23 protein-coding genes and 1 other annotated feature are annotated in these 22,677 nt (G+C 45.2%); of the genes, 3 read left to right on the top strand and 20 right to left on the bottom strand.

What is annotated here, in order from left to right; all coding sequences use genetic code 11:
- Positions 1-21: 21 nt before the first annotated feature.
- The 7 genes from ACW5MY_RS05965 to ACW5MY_RS05935 form a co-directional block, all read right to left on the bottom strand.
- Complete coding sequence (locus ACW5MY_RS05965) at positions 22-600, bottom strand: GNAT family N-acetyltransferase (protein ID WP_013351830.1); 579 nt, start codon at positions 598-600, stop codon at positions 22-24.
- Between the two features lie 117 nt (positions 601-717).
- Entirely contained in the window at positions 718-1,905 is a 1,188-nt protein-coding gene (locus ACW5MY_RS05960; protein WP_013351829.1) for a putative glycoside hydrolase, read from the bottom strand.
- Positions 1,906-2,012: 107 nt separating this feature from the next.
- Positions 2,013-2,930, bottom strand: coding sequence for an oligopeptide ABC transporter ATP-binding protein OppF (gene oppF, locus ACW5MY_RS05955; protein WP_014470613.1), 918 nt, complete (start codon positions 2,928-2,930; stop codon positions 2,013-2,015).
- A complete protein-coding gene (locus ACW5MY_RS05950; RefSeq protein ID WP_013351827.1) occupies positions 2,923-3,999 on the bottom strand; it encodes an ABC transporter ATP-binding protein in 1,077 nt (358 codons plus the stop codon). The genes oppF and ACW5MY_RS05950 overlap by 8 nt, the downstream gene beginning before the upstream one ends.
- Positions 4,000-4,011: 12 nt before the next feature.
- Positions 4,012-4,929: an oligopeptide ABC transporter permease OppC gene (gene oppC, locus ACW5MY_RS05945; RefSeq protein WP_013351826.1), complete on the bottom strand. Its 918-nt coding sequence runs from the start codon at positions 4,927-4,929 to the stop codon at positions 4,012-4,014.
- 3 nt (positions 4,930-4,932) lie between these two features.
- The gene (locus ACW5MY_RS05940) at positions 4,933-5,868 is read right to left on the bottom strand and encodes an ABC transporter permease (RefSeq protein WP_013351825.1); all 936 of its coding nucleotides are present in this window, start codon (positions 5,866-5,868) and stop codon (positions 4,933-4,935) included.
- A 106-nt stretch (positions 5,869-5,974) separates the two neighbouring features.
- Entirely contained in the window at positions 5,975-7,609 is a 1,635-nt protein-coding gene (locus ACW5MY_RS05935; protein ID WP_013351824.1) for a peptide ABC transporter substrate-binding protein, read from the bottom strand.
- A gap of 477 nt (positions 7,610-8,086) precedes the next feature.
- Positions 8,087-8,298, top strand: a binding site (T-box leader).
- A gap of 55 nt (positions 8,299-8,353) precedes the next feature.
- On the opposite strand from ACW5MY_RS05935, the gene trpS reads away from it, so the two are divergent.
- A complete protein-coding gene (gene trpS, locus ACW5MY_RS05930) occupies positions 8,354-9,346 on the top strand; it encodes a tryptophan--tRNA ligase (protein WP_012117281.1) in 993 nt (330 codons plus the stop codon).
- A gap of 34 nt (positions 9,347-9,380) precedes the next feature.
- On the opposite strand, the gene ACW5MY_RS05925 is transcribed toward trpS, so the two are convergent.
- From ACW5MY_RS05925 to ACW5MY_RS05885, 9 genes are all read right to left on the bottom strand, one after another.
- Positions 9,381-10,133, bottom strand: a complete 753-nt coding sequence (locus tag ACW5MY_RS05925; RefSeq protein WP_007409116.1) for a YjbA family protein — start codon at positions 10,131-10,133, stop codon at positions 9,381-9,383.
- Between the two features lie 147 nt (positions 10,134-10,280).
- A complete protein-coding gene (gene opp4C / locus ACW5MY_RS05920) occupies positions 10,281-11,195 on the bottom strand; it encodes an oligopeptide ABC transporter permease (RefSeq protein ID WP_013351823.1) in 915 nt (304 codons plus the stop codon).
- Positions 11,196-11,216: 21 nt separating this feature from the next.
- Complete coding sequence (locus ACW5MY_RS05915) at positions 11,217-12,167, bottom strand: ABC transporter permease (protein WP_013351822.1); 951 nt, start codon at positions 12,165-12,167, stop codon at positions 11,217-11,219.
- 66 nt (positions 12,168-12,233) lie between these two features.
- On the bottom strand, positions 12,234-13,862 hold the full coding sequence (locus ACW5MY_RS05910) for a peptide-binding protein (protein ID WP_289394288.1): 1,629 nt from the start codon (positions 13,860-13,862) through the stop codon (positions 12,234-12,236).
- A 77-nt stretch (positions 13,863-13,939) separates the two neighbouring features.
- Positions 13,940-14,929 carry an ABC transporter ATP-binding protein gene (locus tag ACW5MY_RS05905; RefSeq protein WP_013351820.1) on the bottom strand — a complete coding sequence of 330 codons (990 nt, stop codon included), beginning with the start codon at positions 14,927-14,929 and terminating at the stop codon, positions 13,940-13,942.
- The gene (locus tag ACW5MY_RS05900) at positions 14,926-15,912 is read right to left on the bottom strand and encodes an ABC transporter ATP-binding protein (protein ID WP_013351819.1); all 987 of its coding nucleotides are present in this window, start codon (positions 15,910-15,912) and stop codon (positions 14,926-14,928) included. Before ACW5MY_RS05900 ends, ACW5MY_RS05905 begins: the two co-directional genes overlap by 4 nt.
- A 172-nt stretch (positions 15,913-16,084) precedes the next feature.
- Positions 16,085-16,870 (bottom strand): DUF2268 domain-containing putative Zn-dependent protease, encoded by a 786-nt coding sequence (locus ACW5MY_RS05895; protein WP_013351818.1) that lies wholly within the window; start codon positions 16,868-16,870, stop codon positions 16,085-16,087.
- An 83-nt stretch (positions 16,871-16,953) separates the two neighbouring features.
- On the bottom strand, positions 16,954-18,192 hold the full coding sequence (fabF, locus tag ACW5MY_RS05890; protein WP_013351817.1) for a beta-ketoacyl-ACP synthase II: 1,239 nt from the start codon (positions 18,190-18,192) through the stop codon (positions 16,954-16,956).
- A gap of 23 nt (positions 18,193-18,215) precedes the next feature.
- Positions 18,216-19,154 (bottom strand): beta-ketoacyl-ACP synthase III, encoded by a 939-nt coding sequence (locus tag ACW5MY_RS05885; RefSeq protein WP_013351816.1) that lies wholly within the window; start codon positions 19,152-19,154, stop codon positions 18,216-18,218.
- Between the two features lie 165 nt (positions 19,155-19,319).
- On the opposite strand from ACW5MY_RS05885, the gene ACW5MY_RS05880 reads away from it, so the two are divergent.
- Positions 19,320-19,538 (top strand): hypothetical protein, encoded by a 219-nt coding sequence (locus ACW5MY_RS05880; RefSeq protein ID WP_013351815.1) that lies wholly within the window; start codon positions 19,320-19,322, stop codon positions 19,536-19,538.
- Positions 19,539-19,567: 29 nt separating this feature from the next.
- Here the strand turns inward: ACW5MY_RS05880 and ACW5MY_RS05875 are convergent, their stop codons facing one another.
- From ACW5MY_RS05875 to ACW5MY_RS05860, 4 genes are all read right to left on the bottom strand, one after another.
- Positions 19,568-19,759 carry a ComZ family protein gene (locus ACW5MY_RS05875; RefSeq protein WP_013351814.1) on the bottom strand — a complete coding sequence of 64 codons (192 nt, stop codon included), beginning with the start codon at positions 19,757-19,759 and terminating at the stop codon, positions 19,568-19,570.
- 12 nt (positions 19,760-19,771) lie between these two features.
- The gene (locus ACW5MY_RS05870; RefSeq protein WP_013351813.1) at positions 19,772-20,725 is read right to left on the bottom strand and encodes a BMP family ABC transporter substrate-binding protein; all 954 of its coding nucleotides are present in this window, start codon (positions 20,723-20,725) and stop codon (positions 19,772-19,774) included.
- A 93-nt stretch (positions 20,726-20,818) separates the two neighbouring features.
- Positions 20,819-21,385 carry a hypothetical protein gene (locus ACW5MY_RS05865; RefSeq protein WP_289394286.1) on the bottom strand — a complete coding sequence of 189 codons (567 nt, stop codon included), beginning with the start codon at positions 21,383-21,385 and terminating at the stop codon, positions 20,819-20,821.
- A gap of 80 nt (positions 21,386-21,465) precedes the next feature.
- Positions 21,466-22,200 (bottom strand): lipase family protein, encoded by a 735-nt coding sequence (locus ACW5MY_RS05860; protein WP_013351811.1) that lies wholly within the window; start codon positions 22,198-22,200, stop codon positions 21,466-21,468.
- Positions 22,201-22,460: 260 nt separating this feature from the next.
- On the opposite strand from ACW5MY_RS05860, the gene ACW5MY_RS05855 reads away from it, so the two are divergent.
- Complete coding sequence (locus ACW5MY_RS05855) at positions 22,461-22,649, top strand: YjzD family protein (RefSeq protein ID WP_013351810.1); 189 nt, start codon at positions 22,461-22,463, stop codon at positions 22,647-22,649.
- Positions 22,650-22,677: the final 28 nt, after the last annotated feature.

Genomic DNA, 22,677 nt, shown 5'->3' with positions numbered 1-22,677 from the left:
GCGGAATTTTTTCATTCTCAATTAGCTCAGCTGATCGAAAATGTTTTTTCGTTTGTTCTCATCAATGACTTTGAGAACTTCATCCGTTTTTTCGTATGATTCTCCGTACCATTTTTCATCTTTATAAGTGTGAATGGTTTCATATGTCTGTTTCATCGCTTCAAACATTTCTTCTTCTGACTCTGTCTTAGGTGACCAGTACAGAATCTCCATTTTGTTCACTTCATTCGTAGCCAATGACCGGCGCCGATACCCGATTGACTGCGCGTGCTTGAAATGCTCTCTTTGATAAAAACGCAAACGCTTCTGTGTATCCGTGTCATCCTCGTCAACAGGCTCCACCTCAAGAAGAATCGGCTTGTTTTTCTTTTTCAGCCTGCCGATCAGCTTGCTTCCGAGACCTTGACCTCTGGATTTCTTTGACACAAACAGGTAATCAATAAAGATAAAAGAGTCAAATTCCGCATACATCAGCACGTGGTACTGGCCCTCTTCTTTATGATAAACATCGCTTTGCTCCTTCAACAGAGCTTCCATATGCGCTTTTGATTTCATTTCTTCAATCGGAAAATATTCACTCAGCTTCTCGTACCAGTTCATTCATTTGCTCCTTATGGGTTCGTTGTCTTCACACTTTTAGATATACCCCATTTCCGATTGTTTAAACAATCTTACATCTATTAAGACGTGTAATCCTTTGACATGGTTTCAATTTTTTTAAAATGGTGTGTAATCCACATTTTTTGTATAACGGTTTGCCGCGTCCCACAATAAAAATTCGTCAATCCCTTCATCATGCAGCGCTTTTATCTGGTCTTCCACCTGGCTTTTCCCGTATTCTTGGTAATTTCCGCTGCCGAGATAAGAAGCCGTGAAGTCCTGAAGCCACGGACGTGACACCGGCGGATGTTTCAGTTTGGACAGTTTTTTATTTTCCACCTTCGCGTATTCTTTGACGACTTTGTAAGGCTCAAGGTCCGGTTTATCAATTCCGAAATAGCTTGTCCAATGGCTCGGGTAAATCATGGATGAGATGACATCGACCCGTACTGAAATCTTGCTGAAATTCTGGCCGATCCCCGGTGCTTCCGGCAGCGTCGCAGAATAACCGAAAATATCAGCCGACACATCCGCACCGTACGGTTTGAGTTTTCTTTTCGCATAACCGACAAAATCAGTGACGGCGTGCACGCGTTTCTGCACATTGCTGTCCGCTGTTTTTCCGTAATCGCCGTGTCCGTATGTCAGTTCGTCATCACGTTTTTCAAAGCCTTCAGGAAAACGGACATAGTCAAACTGAATTTCTTGAAACCCCATCTTCGCGGCTTGTTTTGCAATCTTTACATTGTAATCCCATACTTCTTTCATAAACGGATTGACGAACGATTCTCCGCGGCCGTTTTTCCAGACACTTCCGTTTTTTTCTTTAAAGGACCATTCCGGCTTTTCGTTCGCGAGTTCGCTGTCTTTAAATACGACAATACGCGCAATCGGGTAGATCTTTTTTTCCTCCAGTTTTTTCATCATCTTTTTTGGGTCTTTGATGTACGGCTTGGCGATTTTGGCATACTCAGAATGACCGTCCGGCTTAAAGGTAAGATTTCCGTGGTCATCCTTCACATCGATCACCATTGAATTGAGCTCCGTTTTGTCCACAAAGTCTGTCAGCTCCTGAAATTTGCTGCCTCCCGCTGAATGCCCTGTAACGTAAATGCCCCGAACCTTATCAGGATGTGTAAAATGCAGACCTGACGGATAAGCGAACCTGTCATTTGCTTTTGGCAGTTCTTTTTCAGTCAGCGCCACTTTCACAAGCGGCTGTTCCTCTTTCACAGCGGCTTGTGCAGGATAAGCGCCTGCACTGAAAAACAGTCCCGCCGCAATGGCGCATAAAATAGTTCTCATACTGATCTCCCCCTTTTTTTCCATTATAGGAAAACGGGAGCAGCCTTAATAAACTTGGATGTGCGCAAAAAAAATCCTCCAAGACTAAGTCTTGAAGGATGATACTTTTATTGATAGGTTTTAAATTCAGCTTCAGTGCACATGACAAAGTGTCCCGGTTTGACTTCACGAAATTCCATCTTTTCTCCGTTTTGGAGCTGATGGATTGACGGGTCGTACTTCTTTCGCGTGCGATTTCTTTCATAGTCCGGATCAGGGAGCGGGATGGCGGACAGCAATGATTTCGTGTAAGGGTGAAGCGGGTTTTCGTAAAGCTCATCCGCCGGCGCAAGCTCCACCAGTTTCCCGAAATACATAACGCCGATGCGGTCGCTGATGTATTTGACCATTGATAGATCATGGGCGATAAACAGGTAAGTGAGTCCTTTTTCTTTCTGCAATTCTTTCATTAAATTGACGACCTGTGCCTGAATGGAAACGTCAAGCGCCGAAATCGGTTCGTCCGCAATGATAAACTCCGGATCAACCGCCAAAGCTCTGGCGATTCCGATACGCTGGCGCTGTCCGCCCGAAAATTCATGCGGATAGCGGTTGGCGTGTTCTTTATTTAAACCGACCGTTTCCAGCAGTTCGTGAACCCGCTGCATCCGCTCTTTTTTCGTTTTTGCCAGACGGTGAATATCTATCCCCTCGGCAATAATGTCGGCGACTGTCATTCTCGGATTTAAAGAAGCGTACGGGTCCTGGAAAATCATCTGCATTTTCCGGTTAAACTCCAGCAGTTTCTTGCGGGATTTTTTTCCGTGGACATTTTCTCCGTTAAAGAGAACTTCACCGCCGGTTGCCTCATACAGCCGGATAATACTGCGGCCCGTCGTTGATTTACCGCAGCCAGATTCCCCGACAAGGCCGAGCGTTTCACCTTTATAAATATCAAATGACAAATCATCTACGGCTTTTACTGTTCCTTTCGGCGTAAAAAAATGCTGTTTTAAATGTTTGATTTCGAGCAGTTTCTCAGTCATTTTTTTCACCTTCCTTCATTAAAACAGGCTGCTGATACGTATTCGGCAGCTGACGGATTTTAGCCTTCACCGCTTCAGGCGGCTCGACCTTAGGCGCATCAGGATGCAGAAGCCATGATTTCACAAAATGCGTATCAGACACTTTATACATCGGCGGTTCCTGTTCAAAATCAATCTTCATCGCATATGAACTGCGAAGCGCAAATGCGTCCCCTTTCGGAGGATTCGTCAGATCAGGCGGCGTACCTGGAATGGCCGTCAGTTTTTCCTGGTCGGTGCTGTCCAGGCTCGGCATTGAGGCGAGCAGCCCCCATGTATACGGATGGCGCGGATCATAAAAGATTTCATCCACCGTGCCCGATTCGACCACCTGACCCGCATACATGACGGCGACCCGGTCAGCGACATTGGCGACAACGCCGAGATCGTGCGTAATAAAAATGATGGATGTATCAATTTTCTTTTGGAGATCTTTCATCAGCTCAAGGATCTGAGCCTGAATCGTCACATCAAGAGCTGTTGTCGGTTCATCGGCAATTAACAGTTTCGGATTTGCCGCGAGCGCCATCGCGATGACGACACGCTGTCTCATACCGCCTGAAAATTCGTGCGGGAATTGGCCGATCCGTTTTTCAGGCATCGGAATTCCGACGAGATCAAGCAGTTCTACGGCGCGTTTTTTAGCCGCTTCTTTTGAGATTTTTTCATGTTTGAAAAGCACTTCCGTAATTTGTTTGCCGACTTTCATTGTCGGGTTCAGAGAGGTCATCGGGTCTTGGAAAATCATTCCGATTTCCTTTCCTCTGATGGCCTGCATTTCTTTTTCGGACATCGGTACGATATCGCGCCCGTCAAAAAGAATCTGTCCTCTTTTAAAATAGCCCGGCGGCATCGGGATCAGCTTCATAATTGCTTGGGAGGTCACACTTTTTCCGGAACCTGACTCTCCTACGATCGCCAGCGTCTCTCCTTTATTCAAATGGAAATTCACGCCGCGGATTGCCTGTACCTCTCCGCCGTATGTTTTAAATGAAATGGCTAAGTCTTTTACTTCTAACAAGCGTGTCACTCATATCACTCCTTATTTGCGTAACTTAGGATCCAGCGCGTCTCTTAACCCGTCGCCGACAACGTTAAAGCCGAACATCGCCAGGCAGATAAAACCGGCAGGGAAGAACAGACGCCAAGGGTAATAGGTTAATGCAGGCAATCCGTCTGAGGCCATCGTTCCCCAGCTCGCAAGCGGCGCAGGTACGCCGAGCCCCAAATAACTTAAAAACGCTTCTGTAAAAATCGCCGTCGGAACCGTCAGTGTCATCGTTACGAGGATAGATCCCATCGCGTTCGGGACGATATGCTTAAACAAAAGCCGGCCGGTTTTAGCGCCGAGTGTCTGTGAAGCAAGCACATACTCCTGATTCTTTAATTGCAGCACCTGTCCGCGGACGATTCTCGCCATGTTGATCCAGCCCGTGATCGTCATCGCGACGATAATGGTCAGCAATCCTTTCGGCAGGACGACCATAAGCAAAATAACCATTAATAATGAAGGAACAGCCCACAGAATGTCAGCGATGCGCATCATCACTTCATCTGTGCGTCCGCCGCGGAATCCGGAAATGCTGCCCCAGATTACGCCGATTAATAAATCAAGCACGGCAGCGGCTACACCGATAAAGATGGAAATCCGCGCGCCTACCCATGTCCGGACGAATATGTCCCTTCCAAGGTCATCTGTGCCGAACCAATGATCTTTCGACGGTGCTTTATCGGCATTTAATAGATTGGTAGTCGCATAATCATATCTTGAAAAGACAGGTGCAAAAATCGCCATAAGAATAATAAGAACGATCAGTATAAACCCGACCATCGCAAGCTTATTGCTGCGGAAGCGGAGCATGGCGTCTTTCCAGAGGGAAAGGCTTTTTTTACTTATTTTTTCGGCATCGCCGGCATTAGCTGAAGCTGGTTCAAACATATTTTTAGGAATGTTCTGCATGGTCTAGGCTCCTTTCTTTGCTTTAGAAAGCTTGATTCTCGGATCGATTAATCCGTACAGCACGTCTACAATTAACACGCAAAAAAGAAGGATTACGCTGAAGAACACGGTAACTCCCATAATGACGGTATAATCACGGTTTGTAATACTGTTTACAAAATGCGCCCCTAAACCGGGAATTCCGAAAATAGATTCAATGATGAAACTTCCAGTTAAAATGGATGCCGCCATCGGCCCCATATATGTCACGACGGGCAAAAGCGCGTTTCGAAGCGCATGGCGCACGGTGACTGACGGACGGGAAAGTCCTTTTGCTTTTGCAGTCCGTATGTAATCGCTGTTTAACACTTCAATCATGCTTGAACGGGAGAGTCTGGCAATGAACGCCATCGGCATGGAAGCGAGCGCAATGGAGGGCAGAAAGGTGTATGCCCAGGATTCCCACCCCGCGACCGGGAACAGTTCTAATTTAATTGAGAAAATATATTGCAAAATCGTCGCCAATATAAAGCTCGGAACTGAGATCCCAAAGATCGTTAAGATCGCAATGGTATAATCCTGCCATTTATTATGGTACAGGGCAGCCAGCACCCCGAAAAGCACACCAAACGCTAAAGCGAGGAGAATAGCTTCTGCACCGAGAGTGAATGAGACGGGGAAGCCTGAGTTGATTAAATCATTAACACTTTGGCCTTTATATTTAAAAGAAGGTCCGAAGTCCCACAGCGCCACAGATTTTAAGTAGCTGACATATTGAACGAAAAGAGGCTTGTCCAGACCATAGTGTTCGTTTAAGTTTGCCTCAATTTCAGGCGGCAGCTTTCTTTCGCCGGAAAATGGTCCGCCCGGCGCTGCCTGCATTAAGAAGAAAGTGGCGGTCACAATCACAAACAGCGTGATGATCATGTAAATGAATCGTTTACCGATATATTTCAGCAAGGTGAACACCTCCATGTTTTTTACAATTTTATACTTTATCAGTAAGAAAGGTATATGGGGACATCCTCCCCATATACCTTGGGTCTTTTGTTTTCAGAACTGCCTTTTATTCAAAAGAAGCGTTTCTGAAGTAAACTTCACCTGTTCCGGTTATGATCACATTTTTGAGGTTTTTATCCTGCACCCAAGTATCTGTATAGAAATAAACTGGCGCGACCGGCATTGCGTCAATAAAGATTTTTTCTGCTTTTTTCAGCTCTGCGATACGTTTATCCGGATCCGTTTCAAGCTGAGACTGATTCAGCAGCTTTTTAAACTCAGGGTCTTCCCATCCGGTATCATTGTTTCCGCCTTCTTTATCGCGGAACAATTCAAGGAAGTTGATCGCGTCATTGAAATCGCCGAGCCAGCCCATACGTCCGATTTGGTAATCCTGGCTGTGCAGCTTGTCGATGTACACATTCCATTCTGAGTTATCAAGCTCCACTTTGACACCCAAGTTCTTTTTCCACATTTCCTGTACGGCCTGCGCGATTTTCGCATGCGCATCGTCCGTATTGAAGGAAAGTTTGATTGCCGGAAGGTCAGAGGCACTCTTGACGCCTAATTCCTTCAGTCCTTTATTTAAGAATTCTTTTGCTGTTTTGACGTCATTGTCTTTGAAATAACCTTTTGTGTTATCCTTGAATCCCTTCATTGACGGCGGTACTGCAGCCATGGCCGGGATTTGTTCGCCCTGCGTCACATTTTTCACGATTGACGAGCGGTCGATTGCATAAGCAAGGGCTTTACGGATGTTCACATTGTTAAGCGGCTTCGCTTCTGTGTTGAATTTGTACCAATACACGCCTGCGATCGGTTCAACGTGAAGAGATCCGTCTTTTTTCAATGTCGGCAGAGATTCAGTCGGAAGCTGACCGAGCGGCATTCCTGCCCAGTTAAGTTCGCCCGCCTGGAATTTTTTCAGTTCGGTGTTGTTATTGTTAATCATCACCATGTTGATTTTCTTCAATTTCACAGAATCTTTATCCCAATATTGATCGTTCTTTTCGAGCGTGATGGAACCGCTGTGTTTCCAAGCTGTCATTTTGAACGGCCCGTTTGACACATAATTGTCGCCCGCGTTTGTGTTCCAGTTTTTATGTTTTTCCGCAATTTTCTTGTTGATCGGCATATACGTATAGAATGAAGTTAATTGCAGGAAGTAAGGTGTCGGGTTATTCAGTTCAACTTTTAATGTTTTGTCGTTTACGGCTTTTACGCCTACGTCATCAAGCTTTCCTTTACCTGTATTGGCAGCTTCAGCGCCTTTGATGTAGTAGAGCTGATAAGCGTATTGTGATTCGTTGTTCGGGTCAAGCGCCCATTTCCATGCATATTCAAAATCCTGCGCAGTCACGGGATCGCCGTTAGACCATTTCGCACCGTCACGAATCGTAAATGTATAGGTCTTTCCGTCTTTGCTTGTTTCAATTTTAGATGCAGTTCCTTCTTCAGGCTCACCTTTGGAGTTTACGCGTGTCAACCCTTCAAAGGTCTGGCGGATTACGCCTCCCGAAACAGAATCATTCGCTAAACCCGGATGCAGTGAGAACGGCTCGGTTTTAATATTGATATTAAGTGAAGTCTGTCCTTTGGTGTCTTTTTTACCATCGCCTGATCCGCCGCTGAATCCGCCGCACGCACTTAACACAAGCGAGAAGATAAGCATCAAACCTACAATAGACCAACGCTTTTTCATGCACTAACCCCCTAATCAAATTTTTCAGCCTTTACTACTAAATACTCAGAAATATCAGACAAAATAACTTAATATTTTTCTAAACTTTAATTGTGTTCCGTCTTTTCTGATTATTTTATGTAAAGAAGCTGTAACAATAGAGTGAACAAGTTCATTATAATGAAATGAATAATTTATTGCAATACTATTTTCTCAATTTAAAATATTTAAATTTGGTCAGTTTTTCTGTCAATAAGGTGATACACTTCTATTGTTTAAAGCGTAACCTAACTAAATTTTTTCATTGTAATTTCCAGTTCATATTGCTTTTTACATATAATATTCGTTATACGAAATGTTGATATGCGTTATCATTTAGGCATTTTTAGTTCTTTTCGGGTATTTCCAGGCCGTAAGCAAATTGGAAATACGCTTGTATTCTCCTGATGACATTTGGCTATAATTGATTTATAATAGATCAATCAAATACATTTTATTGTGATTGCTATGATGAAGAGTAGTACACATGTTAACCCGTTTGAAGAGAGCCTGCGGTGCTGGGAGCAGGTAACGGACCATGCGGAATGGACTTCTGAGCAGCTGACCGAACATAAGTAGGCCCAGCCGGAGCAGCCTCCGTTACCAACGTCTCGAGCGATTCCATTTTAATGGAATAATCAGGGTGGCACCACGGTTCATTCGTCCCTTTTTTCTACGGGAAGAATGGGCTTTTTTTATTATGTTTTAAGAAATGAGGTAAGTTCTATGAAGAAAACGATTTTTTCAGGCATTCAGCCGAGCGGTTCCGTTACCCTCGGCAACTACATCGGCGCGATGAAGCAATTTGTCGATTTGCAGCATGACTACAACGGATACTTCTGTATCGTCGATCAGCATGCGATCACGGTTCCGCAGGATCGGCTTGAGCTGCGGAAGAACATCCGCAATCTCGCGGCTCTATACGTGGCCGTCGGGCTTGATCCCGAGAAAGCGACCCTCTTTATCCAGTCAGAGGTTCCCGCTCATGCCCAAGCGGGGTGGATGCTCCAATGCGTCGCATATATCGGCGAGCTTGAGCGGATGACGCAATTTAAAGATAAGTCAAAGGGCAAAGAAGCCGTCGTATCAGGACTGCTAACATACCCGCCGCTGATGGCCGGTGATATTTTACTGTACGGAACGGATCTTGTTCCCGTCGGAGAAGACCAAAAACAGCATCTTGAACTGACCCGCAACCTGGCGGAACGCTTCAATAAAAAATACAATGACATCTTCACGATTCCTGAGGTGAAAATCCCTGAATCAGGCGCGCGCATCATGTCACTGGCTGATCCGCTCAAAAAAATGAGCAAATCAGATCCGAACCAGAAAGCATACATCACGCTGCTTGATGAGCCAAAGCAGCTCGAAAAGAAAATCAAGAGCGCTGTCACTGATTCCGAAGGCATTGTAAAGTATGATAAAGAAAACAAACCGGGCGTCTCTAATCTTTTGACGATCTATTCTATTTTAGGAAACACATCAATTGAAGAATTAGAGGCCAAATATGAAGGAAAAGGGTACGGTGAATTCAAAAGCGATTTAGCCGAAGTCGTTATCGGCGCACTGACACCGATCCAAGAGCGCTATCGTGAATTAATTGAGAGCGACGAGCTTGACCGCATTCTCGACGAAGGAGCGGCGCGCGCTAACAAAACGGCCGGCAAAATGGTGAAAAAAATGGAAAACGCCATGGGTCTCGGGCGGAAAAGAAGATAAAGAAAAGAGGCGGGATAACCCCCGCCTCTTTTTTTTAGTTCACTTTTGATTCCTGTTCCATTTCCCAAAGCTTTTCGAAAAACGGCTGTCCTTTAATCAAATTCTCACAGAACGCGAGATGCTTGTCTGACCAGCCTTCAATTGTTTCATTGTAAAGCATGTCCCAAATCTCCTCAAAGCTCATCCGTTTGATCTGCTCGTACATATGCGGATTCCATTCCGTATACCAATACACAATCTCCGCGCGGTTTTTCAGCCCTTTCAGCTGATCAAGCGCCATAAACATCAGCTGCTTGATCTGCCGTTCTTTTCTCGTCAGGCCTCTGACATGCTCCGGCGCCAGTGATAAAATGTGATATTCCTTTGAAGACTCCAATTGCGCCGGCTCAAATTGAAACGATTCCGGCTCTACATCCTTGACCATTTCATAAACAAGCTGCTCCTGTCTCGGAATCAGGCGGCTCTTTCTGACCGGGATGGTATATCCGATCGTATCCACGGCAATGATGCCGATCCCGTCTGTCACGACAAAACAGTACTCAAGCTTCGTCCGCTCATGATTTTTTCGCACGTATGACTTTTGATGCACTTGATCAAGCAGCTCTTTCGGAAGCTCTGATAAGTCGTTTTCTATGTAATGAAATAATACTGACGGCACTCTGAGCAGCGGCGTCTGATCCAAAAGCTCAACCGTGTCTTCCTTCCGCCATTCGTGAAAATGGCAGACATTGTAGCCATTCTCTTCCCCTTCAAACCAATTGACCCACACATCATGAAGAAATAACATATTCGACCCCTCACTTTATAAAAACTGTTGTCCACAGTATAGGCAAGGGAAAGATAAATTATTCCATTTCGATATGAGATTTCCGCAATACAGGACTGGATTTCTGCCTGTAACGCAACAAAAAAATCTCCCGTTTCGTCCGGGAGATCATTTCACATTTTTCGGATCAAGCGCATCACGCAGCCCGTCTCCGACAAAGTTGAAGCACAATACGGTAAGAAGGATCAGCAATCCCGGGAATAACGGGTACCACCAAGCTTGAATCATAAGCGTAAAGTTTTGCGCATCCTGAAGCATATTGCCCCAGCTTGCGATCGGAGGCTGTATCCCGAAACCGAGGTAACTTAATGTAGACTCTGCCAAAATAACCGTTCCCACTTTTAATGTGGCTGAGACAATTATCGGTCCCAGCGCATTCGGCAATATATGAGAAAAAATGATATGATGATTTTTTGTACCGATCGTCTTTGCAGCCAGTACAAACTCTCTGGAACGAAGCGATAAAAACTCCCCCCGGACAAGGCGCGCTGTTGTTGTCCAGCCTGTAAGGGAGAAAATTAAAATTAATTTATCCATTCCGGGCTGAAAAATCGTAACAAGTGTAATAAGCAAAAATATATCAGGTATAGATAGTACGATATCAACAGTTCTCATGAGAATGGCATCGACAATCCCCTTAAAATATCCGGCAACAGCTCCGACAACTGTCCCGATAGTAATCGCACCGATCACAGAAGCGAATCCGACAAGCAAGGAAACCCGCGCCCCGTACAGAACCCTCGTAAAGATATCTCTTCCGAATTTATCAGTTCCCATTAGATGTTTTAAACTCGGCGGTTTCAAACGGTTGATAAGAGATTGACTCTCTGGAGAGTAAGGAGCGATTACCGAAGCGAATAAGGCAGACAAGATGATGATGGTTAATATAACGGCTCCGATGACAGCAAGTTTATTTTGAAAGAACTTTTCGAAAAAAATCTTAGTCATTGTTTCCGGTTTGGATTGAATATTTTCCTTTAATTTTATTTCACTGGGGGGTGTGCCGGTATTTGGCTGTAACATTTGATCTCTCACCTCTCTTTGTTAATATTCAATGCGGGGATCAACCAACGCATATAAGATGTCTGCAATTAAATTCCCCACCACAACCAAAACAGCTGAAATGACCGTCATGGCCATGATAACCGGATAATCTCGTGAAAAGGCTGAATCAATAAACAATTTGCCGAGACCCGGCCAAGTAAAAATCTGTTCTACCACTACCGCTCCCCCGATAAATGACGGTATCATCAGACCAAAAATAGTGATAACCGGAAGAAGTCCGTTTCTCAAACCGTGTTTAAAAATCACTTTATTATCCCGAAATCCTTTCGCACGCGCCGTACGTATATAATCCTGCTTTAACACATCAAGCATACTGGATCTTGTATATCTCGTTATTCCAGCCATGTCTGCCGTGGCGAGCACAAAAGCAGGCAGAATTAAGTGATGCAAACGGTCAAATATGTTGAAGTCAGCATTTAAAGTGCCTACTCCGCCAGTGGGAAACCATCCCAGATTTACAGATAAGACCATGATTAAAATCAAACCGAACCAAAAATTCGGAATGGCAAGCCCTAAAAATGAAGTAACAGTTATCCCATAATCCAATTTTGAATAAGGCCGTTTCGCCGACAGAACACCAAATGGAATAGAGATAAGAAGAGCGACAAGGGTTGAAAAAAGCATAAGCACAATCGTATTCGGTAAGCGGGATAAGATAAGTTCAGAAACAGGAGTGCCTTTCTTTACGATAGAAGTCCCGAAATCCCCTTGGAGCATATTCCCCAGCCATTTCACATATTGAACGGGTTCCGGATCGTTCAACCCGTATTTTTCAATGAATTTCGCCCTGTCCGCTTGACTGATTGTAGGGTCCATCATAAGTGACATCGGATCTCCGGGCGCTGCTTTCATGATGGCAAATGATAAAATCGTAATGCCTAAGAGAATCGGCAAGGACATTAATGTTCGCCGTAAAATATATGTAACCATGTTCTTGTCCCCTTTTTAAATAGGATAAGAGAGGAAAGGAACTTCCTTCCCTCTCAAGGGCTTCTGCTATTTTTGGTCCAGCCACCATTTTTCAATATTGTACAAGTCATTTTTAGGGTGGAATACATAGCCTTGTAAATTATTCGGCATCGCTCTGTGATAATTGTAATAGAATAAGAAGCTGTACGGCTGATCTTCCGCAATCAATTTGTAAATCTCTTCATATTTCTTTTGGTATTCTTTTCTGTCGGTAATTGACTTCGCCTCTTCAAGAAGCTTATCGACTTTCGGATTTTTATACCAGATATTATTCAGCCCGTTTTTAGATTGGCTTGAATGGAAGATGGAGAACTGATCCGGGAACGTTGTAAGACTCCATCCGAGAAGAAGTGCGTCATAATCCCAATTAGGGGCACTGGTCTGTTCAATTAACGCACTGAATTCAACAATCCGCGGCTTAGCCTCAATTCCCACTTCTTTTAATTGCTGCTGAACGACAACTGCTAAATCTTCGCGAATTTTATTGCCTTGATTCGTTTTAATTTCAAAAGAGAATTTTTTCCCATCTTTGTCAAGGTAGCCGTCACCGTCATGATCTTCCCATCCGGCTTCTTTTAACAGCTGTTTTGCTTTTTTCGGATTATAATCAAATGTCGGCACTTTAGACTTCGGATAATTCCATGACAGCGGACTCTCAGGAACATTCGCTACCTTGCCGTCTCCATTCAGCACTTGATCCACCATTGCCTGCCTGTCAAGAGCGTAAGTCAATGCCTGGCGCACTTTTTTATCCTTAAAGAGCTCTTTTTTCTCATTCCAGCCGATATAGCTGTAGTTTAAACCAAGGTCAGATTTGACCTTCACATTTCCAAACGTTTTAACCGAATCAAAATCAGTGCCAGGCACAACGAAGAAATCAATATCTCCCGCTTTTAACTGGGCCACGGCAGCGTTAGAATCAGGAATTGTTTTCACTGTCACTGTATCGAGATAAGGTCTGCCTCCAAAGTAATCATCGTTTGCTTTCAGTTTGACATACTCGCCCTTTTTCCACTCAGCAAACTTAAACGGACCGGAGCCGATTGGATTTTTACGGTTAAATTCATTCTCTCCCAGGTCGGCAACCGGAACCTTACCCAAAATATGTTTAGGTAAAATGCCGTAACTGTCGAGAACGACATTATAGAAATAGGCATCTTTTTTCTTCATTTTAAATTGAATTTCATATTTTCCTTTTTTCGTTACGGATTTAAGTGACTCAAAACCTGAGCCCCGCTCACCGTTGTAATCTTTGTTAAGAGGAATACTGTAGGTGAAAACTACATCATCGGCTGTGAGCTCTTTTCCATCATGGAATTTAACGCCTTTTTTAAGTTTTACGTTATACGTTAATCCCCCGTCAGCTTCTGTTACTTTTTCAGCCAGCGACGGCTTGACGTTCAATTTTTCATCGGTTTCTAATAATGTGCTGTAAATCATTCCTTCAATATCGGAACTTGCAACATCAGTGGAGTAAAGAGGATTAAAAAGTGTTGGTTCCCCAGTTGACCCGACAACCAAATCTCCGCCTTTTTGCGGCTTTCCTGCCGGTTTGGATTCGGTGCTTGTGGATTTTGAACCGGAGCATGCTGACAGGAAGATGGCGAGCGTCATAAAAACACTAAGCATCATCAGTGCGGTTTTACGTAATTTCATATCAATTCCCCCTTTGTGATATATATGCGGCAAACAGGTTATGTAATCCGGCATACCCCCTCTCGATGCTTGCCTTTTCAGGCGTATAAATGGCAGGAAACGTAATGGCCGGGAGCGGCTTCCTCAAATGCCGGGACTTGTTCCTTGCAGATCGGTTTGGCCATCGGGCATCGCGTGTGGAACACGCATCCTTTCGGCGGGTTTGCCGGGCTCGGCAGTTCTCCTTTCAGGATAATTCGTTCCCGCTTGACGGCGTCTTTTTTTCTCGTCACAGGCACTGAAGACAAAAGCGCTTGCGTATAAGGATGAAGCGGATTGTCGTACAGCTCGTGTTTATCGGTCAGCTCCATCATTTTCCCCAGATACATGACGCCGACTTTGTCACTGATATGGCGGACAACACTCAAATCATGAGAAATAAACAAATAGGTCAGATTGAATTCTTCCTGCAGCTCCTCCATCAGATTGATGACTTGGGCCTGAATGGAGACATCGAGCGCGGAAACGGGTTCATCCGCGATAATCAGCTCGGGATTCAATGTCAAAGCCCGCGCGATCCCGATCCGCTGACGCTGCCCTCCGGAAAATTCGTGCGGATAGCGGTTTGCAAAGCTCGGATGAAGACCGACTTTCGCCAGCAGCTCCTCCACTTTCTCGTTCCGCTCGCGCATGCTGTACATATGGTGAGTCTGTAACGGTTCTTTAATAATGGAGCGGAGCGTTTTTCTCGGATTAAGCGATGCAAAGGGATCTTGGAAGACCATCTGGATGTTTTTCCGGACGCTTTTTCTCAGCTTTTCTTCAGATAAGCCGGAGATATCCTGACCTTTAAAAAGAATCCGGCCGTCTGTCGGCTTGTATAGACGGATCATCGTTCTTCCCGCCGTTGATTTGCCGCATCCTGATTCACCGACGATGCCGAGCGTCTCCCCTCGCTTCAGTGAAAATGAAACGCCGTCAACAGCCTTTATGTCTCCGACTTTTCTTTGAAAAAAACCGGAGCGGATCGGGAAATATTTTTTTACATCTTTCAGCTCTAAAATCGTTTCTTGGCTCACAGCTGTCATTTTGATTGGGCACCCTCTTCCTCATATAGAAAACATCTTACAGAACGGCCGCTTTCATGTGTCACCAGCTCCGGCTGCCCCGTTTTGCATTTGTCCATCGCTTTTGAACACCTCGGGGCGAATCGGCAGCCTACCGGAAGATTATCCGGTGTCGGGACACTGCCTTTGATCGCTTTTAATGTATCAATCTCTCCGTCTATCACCGGTATGGAGTTTAACAGCCCTTCCGTGTACGGATGGAGAGGGTTTAAAAATAAGTCTTCCACACTCGCGCTCTCTACGACTTGTCCGCAGTACATTACAATCACCCTGTCTGCGGCTTCTGAAACGACGCCTAAATCGTGAGTGATAAGCAGAATGGAAGTATCGAATTTATTGCAGAGGTCTTTCATCAGCTCCAATACTTGGGCTTGTATCGTCACATCAAGCGCCGTCGTCGGTTCATCGGCGATCAAAAGTTTCGGATTGCAGCTGAGCGCAATGGCGATCATCACCCTCTGTCTCATCCCTCCGGACAGACGGTGCGGATATTCTTTCATCACTTGTTCCGCTCTGGAGAATCCGACGAGCTCAAGAAGCTCAACGGCCTTTTTGGCCGCTTCTTTTTTACTCATTTTTTTATGGTATTCAAGCACTTCGGTAATTTGTTCCCCGATGGTCAGCACCGGGTTCAGGGAAGTCATGGGTTCCTGAAAGATCATAGAGACGTCATTTCCGCGGATTTTGCAATATTCGTTTTCGGTGAAGGAGGCCAGGTCCCTGCCTTCAAGCTTAATCGAGCCGTCCATAATTTTTCCGCCCGATCCTTGGACAAGTCCCATAATAGAAAGCGAGGTGATGCTTTTGCCCGAGCCGGATTCTCCTACAAGTGCGACGGTTTCGCCTTTGTTAATGTGAAAATCAACCCCGTCGACTGCGAGAATCGGCTGTTTCTTTCTGAAAAAATAGGTCTTTAAATTATTCACTTCTAATAGTGTGCTCATGATACGCCCCTTTCTCATTCCGGTGCAGCAGAGGGAAACATACGTTTCGCTATCACAAAATATAGAATAGTCGAAAAATTTTATAGTTGTATATTATTACATCATTATTACAAAAGCAAGAATTTTTTTGATAAATGTAATATCCTTAAATAATTTCCATTCTTTTAATCTTTTAAAGCGTTGCTTCCAGAAAGGTTTTTGAAGGTGTGGCCAATGCTTCTTTTACTGTTTTTTGATGGTCGGTTAAATATTTTTTTACTATATTGAATCCGACGGCATACCCAAGCATTGAGGGGAAGTATCCTTTTCCGTATAACAGCTGGGAAAACATCCTGTTGTCTCTCGTTAATCTGAGGTTCGGCTTGACTCTTTTTTCAAACAGAAAATCAAGCTGCTCAGGCGTATAGTAGGACGTCCATTCCGCCGTAAGACTTGAGCCGAAGCGCTCATATACAGCATATTCTGCCAGCCCCTCCATCATGATTGTATCAAGTAATGTCTCATCTTTTTCGTCCATTGTCACATGCTCTAACCGGCAGACGTGATTATATTCATGCGTCATAAGGGCGGATACAGCGGAATTGGAGATATCCGACGATAAAAAGAGAAACATTTTGTCCCGGAAGGCTAGACCGGATTTTGACCCGAATTCCATACGTACTTTCCGGTTCCGTTCATCGACGGGCAAAACAACGATCGGCACGTCCGGCCCGCTCCACTTCTCCTTTAAATAAGCTTCCTCCTTTTGGATATGGCTGTAGCATCCCCTTTCTTTCAGCCGTTTACTGGTCACGACACCGTCCTTCAGATGGCGGAACATGCCGTGGTTTTGAAGCATCGCAAGTATCGATTTCCATTCTTTCTTTTCGGCCCCTGAAAAAAGCGGCAAAAGGTGCGGGGCCAAATCATTGATGGATGCCGCCTTTTCCATCCATTGATATGTCAGCTTGACGCTCATACCGGTTCGCCTCCTCTTGTTGTTATCATATGCACGCACAAAAAAACCGGCCACCTTTTTCAGGCAGCCGGTCAAAAACTGTATTATTGATATTTTTTAAAGATCAAAGTGGCATTATGTCCGCCGAATCCAAGCGAGTTGCTGAGTACGATGTTTACATCCTGCTCGCGCGCTTTGTCCGGTACATAATCTAAATCACACTCTTCATCAGGTGTTTCGATGTTAATTGTCGGCGGGATGATCCCGTCTTTAATCGCCATGACGGAGAAGATTGCTTCAATTCCTCCGGCAGCGCCTAACAAATGACCCGTCATTGATTTTGTCGAACTGACGGCAAGCTTGTACGCATGATCACCGAAAACCGTCTTAATGGCTTTTGTCTCGTATTTGTCATTGTAGTACGTGCTTGTGCCGTGAGCGTTGATGTAATCAATTTCTTCAGGCTTGATGCCCGCGTCTTTGATTGCTTCCTGCATCGCTCTCGCACCGCCTTCCCCGTCTTGGGCAGGCGCGGTAATGTGGTAAGCATCACCGGTTGAACCGTAGCCGACAATTTCTCCGTAGATTTTCGCACCGCGGGCAAGCGCATGCTCAAGCTCTTCAAGCACGACGATCCCCGCGCCTTCTCCCATGACAAAGCCGTCACGGTTTTTATCAAACGGGCGGCTTGCCGTTTTCGGATCAGGATTTGTAGAAAGGGCTTTGTTTGCGCTGAAGCCCGCAAATGACATTCTTGTCAGCGGCGCTTCCGTTCCGCCCGAAATCATCGCATCGGCATCGCCGCGCTGAATGACTTTAAACGCGTCACCGATAGAGTTCGTTCCCGTCGCGCATGCCGTCACCGTGCAGGAGTTGACTCCTTTTGCTCCGAGAGCGATTGAGATTTGGCCTGTCGCCATATCCGGAATCATCATCGGCACAAAGAACGGGCTGACCCTTCTCGGACCTTTTGTCAGGAAGATTTCGAATTGGGATTCAAGCGTTTCAAGGCCGCCGATTCCGGACCCGACCCAAACGCCGACTCTCGGCGCGATCTCTTCTGTAATGTTCAGACCGGCATCTTCAACGGCCATTTTCGCGGCTACGACAGCATATTGAGTGAAGCGGTCCATTTTTCTCGCTTCTTTTTTATCCATGTAGTTTTCAACATTGAAATCTTTCAGCTCAGCAGCTACTTTCGCCGGATACTCGTCCGATTCCACACGTGTGATCGGTCCGATTCCGGATACGCCGCTGATTGCATTTTTCCAGCTTGTTTCGGCATCATTGCCAAGCGGAGACAGGGCTCCAAGCCCTGTAACGACTACTCTTTTTTTACTCATCTTGTGTGCACCTCACCTTTTTTCTATCGTCCCCAGCGCATTGCTATGGCGCCCCATGTCAATCCTCCGCCGAAACCGACCATGACGATGACATCGCCGTCTTTAATTTTACCTGCTTCCAGTTCCTCTACTAATGAAATCGGAATGGATGCTGCGGATGTGTTTCCATATTTATGAACTGTTTTAGACATCTTTTCAACCGGAAGCTCCAAACGCTCCCGTGCCGCTTCCATGATGCGGATGTTTGCCTGATGGGGAATCAAAAAGTCTACATCCTCTTTGGAGAGGCCGGCTTTTTCAATTACATTTACACTCGATTCACCCATTTGCCGGACGGCGAATTTGAATACTTCTCTTCCATGCATGATTGTATGCCCTTTTTCATCTAAGTACAAGTGCTGACCGCCTGTACCGTCTGCTCCGAGCTCAAATGACAGTATGCCTCTGTCGTCGCTGACCGGTCCGATGACCGCCGCTCCGGCTCCGTCTCCGAACAGAACAGCCGTATTGCGGTCTTCCCAGTCTGTAATGCTTGAAAGCTTTTCAACGCCGACGACGAGGACATGTTTGTATGTTTGTGATTCAATGAATTGTTTGGCGGTTACGATACCGTACATAAATCCCGCACATGCGGCGCTGATATCCATCGCGCACGCTTTTTTAGCCCCGAGCTTTTCTTGTATCATACAGGAAACGGTAGGGAAAGACTGATCGGGAGTGACCGTGGCCACGAGGATCATATCAAGATCCTCAGCGGAAATGCCCGCCTGATCAAGCGCTTTTTGCGCAGCCTCGGCAGCCATGCCGGATGAGTACATATCTTCAGCGGCGATTCTTCTTTCTTCTATACCTGTTCTCGTACGAATCCACTCGTCCGATGTATCTACCATTTGTTCAAGATCATGATTTGTCAGCACTTTTTCCGGAATGTAACGGCCGACACCAAGAATTCCAGCTTTCATAGGAAAGACTCCTTTTTATAATGAATTTATAACTAATTAGTTATGATCAATTATTAGTATCAGGTACTAATTCTACCCTATTTTTTTTCTGTTGGCAATATATTCGTCTAAACTATCGGCTCTTGATCCTCATAGAATAAACGGAAGACGAAAGGAGGCTTTACTATGGATATTTTCTCTAAGATGATGTTCGGCAACTCCGAGGAGCGGGATAAAGAACCGGAAGAAAATCCGGAGCAGCCTCAGGCTGAAAACGAAGAGCAGATCGATTACAACCACGTGATGAATCAGCTGGGCTCCATCATGAACTCCCTGGATCAATTAAAGCCTGTATTTAAAGACCTCGGGCCGATGGTGTCCGCCATAAAGAAAAAAATCATGTGAAAAGCCACTTCATGAAAAAGTGGCTCTCTTTATTTATTCAGCTCCCCGGCATCAGATCTGCCAAGCTCATACGCTTCCGCCATGACCGATGTAAACAGGTTCATGAACGGCTGAATCATTTCCATAGACAGATCAATGCCTGATTTCTCAAGCTCCGCCTTTGCTTCCGGCAGGTATTTCATCGCGATCTGCATAAATTCAAGAGACTTTTCATGCTGCATGTGTATCCACCTCTATTCATTTGACGGCAGTTCATTTGTTTGGTTATACGTTTTTACAAGGTCTGAGATTTTGTCTTGAAAGGCTTTGTCCACCAAAGGGCTGAACGTCCCCATTTCAACGACTCCTTCCCTGAAATCGAAGTTGTGATCTCCGCTCTTGAGCGTACCTTTATTATATTGCTCGGCGATTAATGTATAAGCTTTGTCTACATTTTGCACGGTGCTTGTCAGCACCGTGTTTTTGCCGAGATACGATTGCTCGGCGACATAGCCGATGGCGTAAAGCCCGTCTTTTTTGATTTGCTGAATGACAGGAACATTATACCCGTCTCCGGCCGGATACACAACATCCGTGCCTTCCGCTTTTAACTTCTCGTAAAGATGCAGCGCTTCATTGCCGTTATCCCAGTGGTCCGTAAATTCAGTATTGACGGTGATATCGGGATTTTCGTATTTCGCCCCTTTGATAAAGCCGTCTACTTCAGGCTGCCATAAGAACGAGGCGATGACGCCGACCTCATTGGTTTTTGACATATGGGCAGCCGTCATTCCCCCGAAAAAGCCCATCGCTTCTCCCATGAGATGAACGCTTGTGACATTATCGTTTTTCGCCGTTCCGTTTGCGACGACGAACTCCATATCGGGATAATCCTTGCTGATCATATTGAAGATTTCCTCGTATTCATTTCCGTGCCCGTATAAAAGATTGACTCCTTTTTTATGCAAATCATCTATCGCTTTTAAAATATCTTCATCAGATCTGATATTTTCTTTATAATAAACGTCAACGTTAAATTCAGATTGTATCGCTAATAAACCTTTGTAACCTTTTGTGCCCCATACCAGGTCACTGATGGTATCGGGAAAAAGCATTCCGACCTTCTCAATTTTTCCTTTAAACGGAGTTTGTGCGCACCCGCTCAATAAAAGGAGGACAGAAAAGATCATGACAAGCCTGGTGATCAAGCCGTGTTCAACCCCTTTTCAAACTCATAACATGTATAATTAATTGACATACGTTTATTGTAGCGGTAATGCACATAACATGGAAGGTATTTCTTAAAAATTGTCGAATATTGATAAAAATTGTCTTTTCCACTCTTGAATTTTCTTTTCCGCTTCCGTTTTTTGCGTTTTTTCTTTTATTTCCAGGGTAATAATCTGATTTTCATCCTCTGTGCCGTCAGTTTCAAGCTTATTCATCAGACCGCAGACCGCGTCTTCTAAAAAGACCCTGTTTTCGCCGTTTTCTTTCGCTTCCGTCCACGGGCCGTAAAGAGGCGGAAGGATAATCGCTTTAGCCGTGTCCCGCTGACCGTTTTTTTCCCAGTCTTCGTGATCCTCACTGTAAACAATCCAATATAAAGGCTCCTTCCTGTCTTCAGGCAGACACCCGCTCCCATATTGAACACAGATTCGATCGTATTCCTTTTCGCCGATTTCATCTATTATTTGAAAAAGCCCGTTTCTCCCGAGCCACATTAAACGTTCTTCTAAATACAGCTGCCTCGTTTTGTCCTCCGGTTCATCCAAAATGACATCAACATGCACACCCTCATCCATCATCCGTTCGCATAATGAAAGGCCTAGAAATTCATCTGCTCCAATGATCAGCGCTGTCTTCATCACATCTGCCGCCTTTCCGGTTTTTCATTCAAACAAGCAAAACAGCCCTCTGAAAAGAGATGGCTTTTGTATTCTATTCATTACAGGTCTTTTTCATGACTGCGGAAAAACCGGCAGATGGCTCTGTACATCCGCGCTGGATTCTCAAGCAGGTGATACGTGATAGCGGTCTTACTTCCGGTCTTTTCCCGGGCTTCTTTATATACGTTCGCATGCAGGGTATACGGGTACGGCGCTCCGGTCGTTCTTTGCCATATATGTACCGGCGCGCAGGTGCTGCATCCGGTGATGGTCTGATAGTTCAGTGAGCTTGCCTCTTTTTCAGAAACACCGAAGCTTTGAGCCGTTTCTCTCAGAAACTGTTTATAAAAAAACTTATTTTCTTTCTCTGATTCGAAATGGGCTTGAAGATCAAGACAAGGATCTAACATTGCGGCTGAACGGATATGCTCGGGCGAAGATCGCAGCAATTGATCGGCGATGAGGGCGCCCATGCCTTCTGCGAGCAAGTGTATCTTCGGATTGAGGGTTTCTTGTTTCAGCACATAATGAATCAGCTGCCTGGCGTAAGCGGCGGCTTTTTCCGATCCCCAGTGCCTTCCGTATAAATTGCTGTTGAAGATCGTATAACCTCTGTCACGCAGCGTATTTAACAGCTGGTTTCTCCCTTCATGTTCGAGCCAAAAGCTTGAATCCCCGCTGACAAAGTGAGTTCTGTCTCCAAGAATAAAGATACAGAAGCCGTTCGGCCGATACGGCAGATGGATGACGTTCAGCTCAGATCCGAGTTGGAAAAATCTTTCCGTTATCCCCATGCCTTTCCGCCTCCTTTTACTCCTAGTCTCTCTATTGACTATCATATGTAAGACGAATGAAAACGGATCAGTTAAACCCCTATTTGCTTCTATGTTTTGGCTATTATACCAAGTGCGGGGACCGTATTTTCCATCAGACAGCCGAACTTGCGGGAGAAAGTCAGCTCCGGGCGCGCTTTTTGATGCGAAAATGACCTTCCGCCCGCGCTTTATGTATGGTATGATACAACGTAGAATAAAATGAAGGACGAGGTGGAAACGTGCGGTTTATTATCAGTTTTATTTGGACGTTCCTTTTATCACATATGGCCTGTTATTTGATCGCCTCCATGAACAGCGCGGCATACAATTTCAAGCAATCATCCGTTATTGCAGTGGTTATTGCGGTGCTTGTCTTTGTTCTTGCGGAGATCATGCCTGTCAAACAGGATGCAAGCCAGCATTCATAAAAGAACTAAAAAACCTGCTTTTCAGCAG

It is taken from the genome of Bacillus sp. Bwzl_19, from assembly GCF_054900515.1.
This window is presented reverse-complemented; position numbering and strand designations above follow the sequence as displayed.